4 protein-coding genes are annotated in these 5,099 nt (G+C 68.0%); 3 read left to right on the top strand and 1 reads right to left on the bottom strand.

All coding sequences use genetic code 11. The features are described from left to right. Positions 1 to 10: 10 nt before the first annotated feature. Positions 11 to 1,408, bottom strand: coding sequence for a signal recognition particle protein (ffh, locus tag ACESMN_RS13220; protein ID WP_373054075.1), 1,398 nt, complete (start codon positions 1,406 to 1,408; stop codon positions 11 to 13). A 95-nt stretch (positions 1,409 to 1,503) separates the two neighbouring features. On the opposite strand from ffh, the gene ACESMN_RS13215 reads away from it, so the two are divergent. The 3 genes from ACESMN_RS13215 to radA all read left to right on the top strand — a co-directional run bounded on the left by ACESMN_RS13215 (position 1,504) and on the right by radA (position 5,077). Further along, a complete protein-coding gene (locus ACESMN_RS13215; RefSeq protein WP_373054074.1) occupies positions 1,504 to 2,304 on the top strand; it encodes an inner membrane protein YpjD in 801 nt (266 codons plus the stop codon). 143 nt (positions 2,305 to 2,447) lie between these two features. Then, a complete protein-coding gene (locus ACESMN_RS13210) occupies positions 2,448 to 3,725 on the top strand; it encodes an HlyC/CorC family transporter (RefSeq protein ID WP_373054073.1) in 1,278 nt (425 codons plus the stop codon). Then, the gene (gene radA, locus ACESMN_RS13205) at positions 3,725 to 5,077 is read left to right on the top strand and encodes a DNA repair protein RadA (RefSeq protein ID WP_373054072.1); all 1,353 of its coding nucleotides are present in this window, start codon (positions 3,725 to 3,727) and stop codon (positions 5,075 to 5,077) included. Before ACESMN_RS13210 ends, radA begins: the two co-directional genes overlap by 1 nt. The last annotated feature ends 22 nt before the right edge of the window (positions 5,078 to 5,099 follow it).

Genomic DNA, 5,099 nt, shown 5'->3' with positions numbered 1-5,099 from the left:
GAGGCCGCTCCTACCGGAACGGGAAACCGCCGGGGCCGCCTCCAGGGCCACCGGGTCCGCCCATGCCGCCCATGCGGCCGCCCAGGGAGCGCATCATCTTGCTGGCCCCGCCCTTGGAGAACTTCTTCATCGCCTTGCTCATCTGGGCATGCTGCTTCAGCAGGCGGTTCACATCCTGGATCTGGCAGCCGGAACCGGTGGCGATACGGCGCTTGCGCGAGCCCTTGATGAGTTCCGGACGCCGGCGCTCCTGCTCCGTCATCGAGCCGATCACCGCCATCATCCGACGGATCTCCAGGTCATTGGCCTGCGTCTTGACCGCCTCCGGCAACTGACCGGCGCCGGGCAGCTTTTCCAGCAGGCTGCCGATGCCACCCATTCGCTGCATCTGGGACAGCTGGTCGTGCAGATCGTTGAAATTGAAGCCGCGCCCCTTCTTGAGCTTGCGCGCGAGCCTTTCCGCCTTGTCCTGATCGACCTGCCGTGTGGCCTCCTCGACCAGGGTCAGCACATCACCCATGCCCAGGATGCGCGAGGCCACGCGCTCCGGGTGGAAGGGTTCCAGCGCGTCCGGCCGTTCTCCCATGCCCATGAACTTGATCGGAACTCCGGTGATCTTGCGCACCGACAGGGCGGCCCCGCCGCGGGCGTCACCGTCGGCCTTGGTCAGTACCACACCGGTCAGCGGCAGGGCGTCCCCGAAGGCCCGCGCGGTGGTCGCCGCATCCTGGCCGGTCATCGCATCGACCACGAAGAGGGTCTCGATCGGATCGACCGCCTGATGCAGCGACTGGATCTCGGCCATCATCGCGTCGTCGATGTGCAGCCGGCCGGCCGTGTCCACCAGCAGCACGTCCTTCATCTCGCGGCGCGCGCGCTCCACCGCCGCGCCGGCAATCGCCTCCGGGCGTTGCGCCGTATCGCTTGGGTAGAAGGTGACACCGACCTGGCCGGCCAGGGTCTCGAGCTGCTGGATCGCGGCCGGCCGGTAGACGTCACAGCTGACCACCGCCACCTTCTTCTTTTCGCGCTCGCGGAGCAGTCGGGCCAGCTTGCCCACGCTGGTCGTCTTGCCGGCTCCCTGGAGGCCGGCCACCAGGACCACCGCCGGCGGCTGGCTGGCGAGATTCAACCCCGCGCCGGTGCCGCCCATCACCTGCACCAGCTCGTCGTGCACCACCTTGATCAGGGCCTGACCGGGTGTCAGGCTTCCGACGACCTCCCGGCCGGCGGCCTTCTGCCGGACCTCGGTGATGAACTCCCGAACCACCGGCAGGGCAACGTCCGCCTCGAGAAGGGCCATGCGCACCTCGCGCAGGGCGTCCTGGATGTTGTCCTCGGTCAGCCGGGCGTGACCCTTTAGGCGCTTGACCGTTGCCTGGAGGCGGCTGGAAAGGCCGTCGAACATGTCTGCTCCCATACTGTGGAAAAATACCCGCTGCAGTGTACCGTCTGCGGCCACCGCGATGCATTGTCCGCCCGATGCGTGGATAATCGCGGGTCATGAGCACCGTCATCGGCCTGATCGCCATCGCCCTGTACATGGTGACCACCGGCTACCTGATCGTGTCCGCACGCAGGGGGCCGCCGACTCCCGCGCAGCCACGCGGTCCCCTCGTCGTCTGGGCCCTCGCGCTGGCGGTCCACCTGGGTGCCCTGTCGCAGTTGCTCGCGACCGACGCGGGACTGAATCTCTGCCTCGGCAACGCCCTGGCGGCCGCGCTGTGGCTGGTCGCGCTCCTGCTCTGGCTGGCCGCGCTGCGCCATCCGCTGGCCATCATGGGCGTGATCGTGCTGCCGCTGACCGCGCTGGCGCTGCTGGTGGCACTGACCTGCGACGAGGGACGGCGCATCACGACGACCCCCTACGTCGAGATCCACATCATGCTGGCCGCGCTGGGCTGGGCCTTTCTTGCGTTGTCCACCGTGCAGGCCGCCGTGATGGCGGCACAGCACCGCGCGCTTCACGAGCATCGCGCCCAGGGCCTGGTGCGGCACCTGCCGCCGCTCTTCTCCATGGAGCTGTGGCTGTTCCGGATGATCTTCGTCGGCTGGGTCTTTCTCACGCTCAGCCTGGCCAGCGGCTTGATCTTTCTCGAGGACCTGTTCGCCCAGCACCTGGTGCACAAGTCGGTGCTGTCGATCCTCGCCTGGATCATGTTCTCGGTACTGCTGATCGGGCGCTGGCGCTTCGGCTGGCGGGGCTCGCGCGCGCTGGCCTGGACCACCGGCGGATTCGTCAGCCTGGTACTCGCCTACTTCGGTTCCAAGCTGGTGCTGGAAGTGATACTGCAGCGCATCTGACGCCTCCGGCACCGGCCGCTCAGGCCCCCGGAGGGGGCGGGCGCCCCGGCCTGTCTGGCGAGGCGATCTCGTAGCGAACTTTCCGCGTGGTCCACTAGCCCCTAGAATTCAAACGCGACACGGCTCGCGCGAGGAACCGCCGCTTGGACGACATCCCGCTGTCTGCACTGTTCGCCGTACTGTTCGTTCTGTTCCTGCTGTCGGCCTTCTTCTCCGGCTCGGAGACGGCCCTGATGGCCGTGAACCGTTACCGGATGCGCCACAAGGCTCAGCAGGGCCACGTCGGCGCCCGGCTGGCCGCGCGCCTGCTGGATAGGCCGGACCGGCTGATCGGGCTGATCCTGCTCGGCAACAACTTCGTCAACATCCTGATCACGCAGATAGCGACATTCATTGGCTGGCGTCTCTTCGGGGACACCGGCGTGGCCATCGCCACCGGCCTGCTCACCCTGGCGCTGCTGATCTTCGCCGAAACCGCGCCAAAGACCGTCGCCGCGCTGCACAGCGAGCGGATCGCCTACCCCGCCGCCTGGATCTACAGCGGCCTGCTGAGGGTAATGTGGCCGGTGGTCTTCGTGATCAATCTTCTCGCCAACGGCGTTCTCCGGCTGTTCGGAATCCGGCTGGACGATCGACACCGTGCGGCACTGAGTTCCGACGAACTCCGTTCGGTAGTCGCGGAGGCGGGTGCGCTGATCCCGCCCAGGCACCAGCGCATGCTGATCAACCTGCTGGACCTCGAGCGTGCCACCGTCGAGGACATCATGATCCCGCGCAACGAGATCGTGGCACTGGACCTGGAGGAAGACTGGAACGATGTGCTGGAGCAGATCCTCACCAGCAGCTTCACCCGCCTCCCGGTGATCGAGGGCGAGATGGACCGGGTGATCGGATTCGTGCACATGCGCGACGTGCTCGCGCTGAAGAACCGGGAGTCGTTCGGCCCGGAGGACCTGCGCCAGGTGATCACGCCCCCCTACTTCATCCCCGCCGGCACGGCACTGAACCGGCAGCTGATCAAATTCCAGCAGCAGAAGCGGCGGATCGGGCTGGTCGTGGACGAGTACGGCGACATCGAGGGACTGGTCACCCTCGAGGATCTGCTCGAGGAGATCGTCGGCGAATTCACCACCGACTCGCCGATGATGGGCGACGAGCTGCTGCGCCAGCCGGATGGCAGCGTGGTCGTCGATGGCGGCATCCACCTGCGCGAACTGAACCGCGCGCTCGGACTGCGGCTGCCGGTGGATGGGCCGAAGACCCTTAGCGGCCTGATCGTGGAGCACCTCGAGGACATCCCCGAGGCCCCGGCCAGCGTGCGGATCGACGGAGTGGTGATGGACATCGTCAAGATCAAGAGCAACACCATCCGCACGGTGCGCATCCCGCCACCCGCCTTCCCGCCGGAGGAGCCGGCCTGATGGCGCGTGCCCGCCCTCAGTACGTCTGCCGCGAGTGCGGCGCCACCAGTGCCAAGTGGGCGGGGCAGTGCGGCGACTGCGGGGCATGGAACAGCCTGGAGGAGTTCCAGGCCAGCACCGCCGCCCAGGGTCCGCGTGCCGGCGGCTATGCCGGGGAGGCTGCGCGCGTCACCCGCCTTGGCGAGGTGCCGGTGGCGGCAACGCCCAGGGTCTCGACCCGGATCTCGGAACTGGACCGCAGCCTCGGCGGGGGACTGGTCCCGGGTTCCGTGGTGCTGATCGGCGGCGACCCCGGCATCGGAAAGTCGACCCTGCTCCTGCAGGTGCTCGCGATGCTGCCCGCCGAGCAGACACTCTACGTCACCGGCGAGGAATCGGCACAGCAGGTCAGCCTGCGCGGGCACCGGCTCGGCCTGGACTGCTCGGGACTGCGCCTGCTCACAGAGACCCAGGTGGAGAACGTAATCGCGACCAGCGAACGGGAACGCCCCCGGGTACTGGTGATCGACTCCATCCAGACGCTTTACACGGCGGCACTGCAGTCGGCGCCGGGCTCTGTGTCGCAGGTCAGGGAGAGCGCGGCGGCGCTGGTGCGGCTGGCGAAGCAGCGGGACATCACCGTGATCCTGGTCGGCCACGTGACCAAGGACGGTCAGCTCGCGGGCCCGCGGGTACTCGAGCACATGGTCGACACCGTGCTGTACTTCGAGGGGGATCCGGGAGGACGCTACCGGATGCTGCGCGCGGTGAAGAACCGCTTCGGCGCGGTGAACGAGCTGGGCGTGTTCGCGATGCAGGAGGACGGGCTGAAGCCGGTGGCCAACCCGTCCGCGATCTTCCTGTCACGGCACAGCCGGCCGGTCTCCGGCAGCGTGGTGATGGTGACCCGGGAGGGCACGCGGCCGCTGCTGGTGGAGGTACAGGCCCTGGTGGCCGAGAGCCACGCGCCGCAGCCGCGCCGTGTGACCCTGGGTCTGGAACAGAACCGGCTGATCATGCTGCTCGCAGTGCTCAGCCGCCACGGCGGCATTGCGCTGTTCGACCAGGACGTCTTCATCAACGTGGTCGGCGGCGTGCGGGTATCGGAAACGGCGGCGGACCTGCCGATGCTGGTCGCGGCGCTGTCGTCGCTGCGCGACCGCCCGCTGGGCCCGGAACTGGTCTGTTTCGGCGAGGTGGGCCTGTCGGGCGAGGTGAGACCGGTTCCGAACGGCGAGGAGCGGCTCTCGGAGGCGTCGAAGCACGGCCTCACCCGCGCGATCATCCCCGCCGGAAACCGGATCCGCAGGAAGATCGCGGGCATGCAGATCGAGCCCGTGGAACACCTGTCGGACGCGCTGGAGCTGGTTTGAAGGTGGGGTCGGCACGGTAGGC

This window comes from Thioalkalivibrio sp., from assembly GCF_041690275.1.
Lineage (GTDB): Bacteria > Pseudomonadota > Gammaproteobacteria > Ectothiorhodospirales > Ectothiorhodospiraceae > Thioalkalivibrio.
Note: the sequence above shows the minus strand (reverse complement) of the source record. Positions and strands in the feature narration are given on the sequence as shown.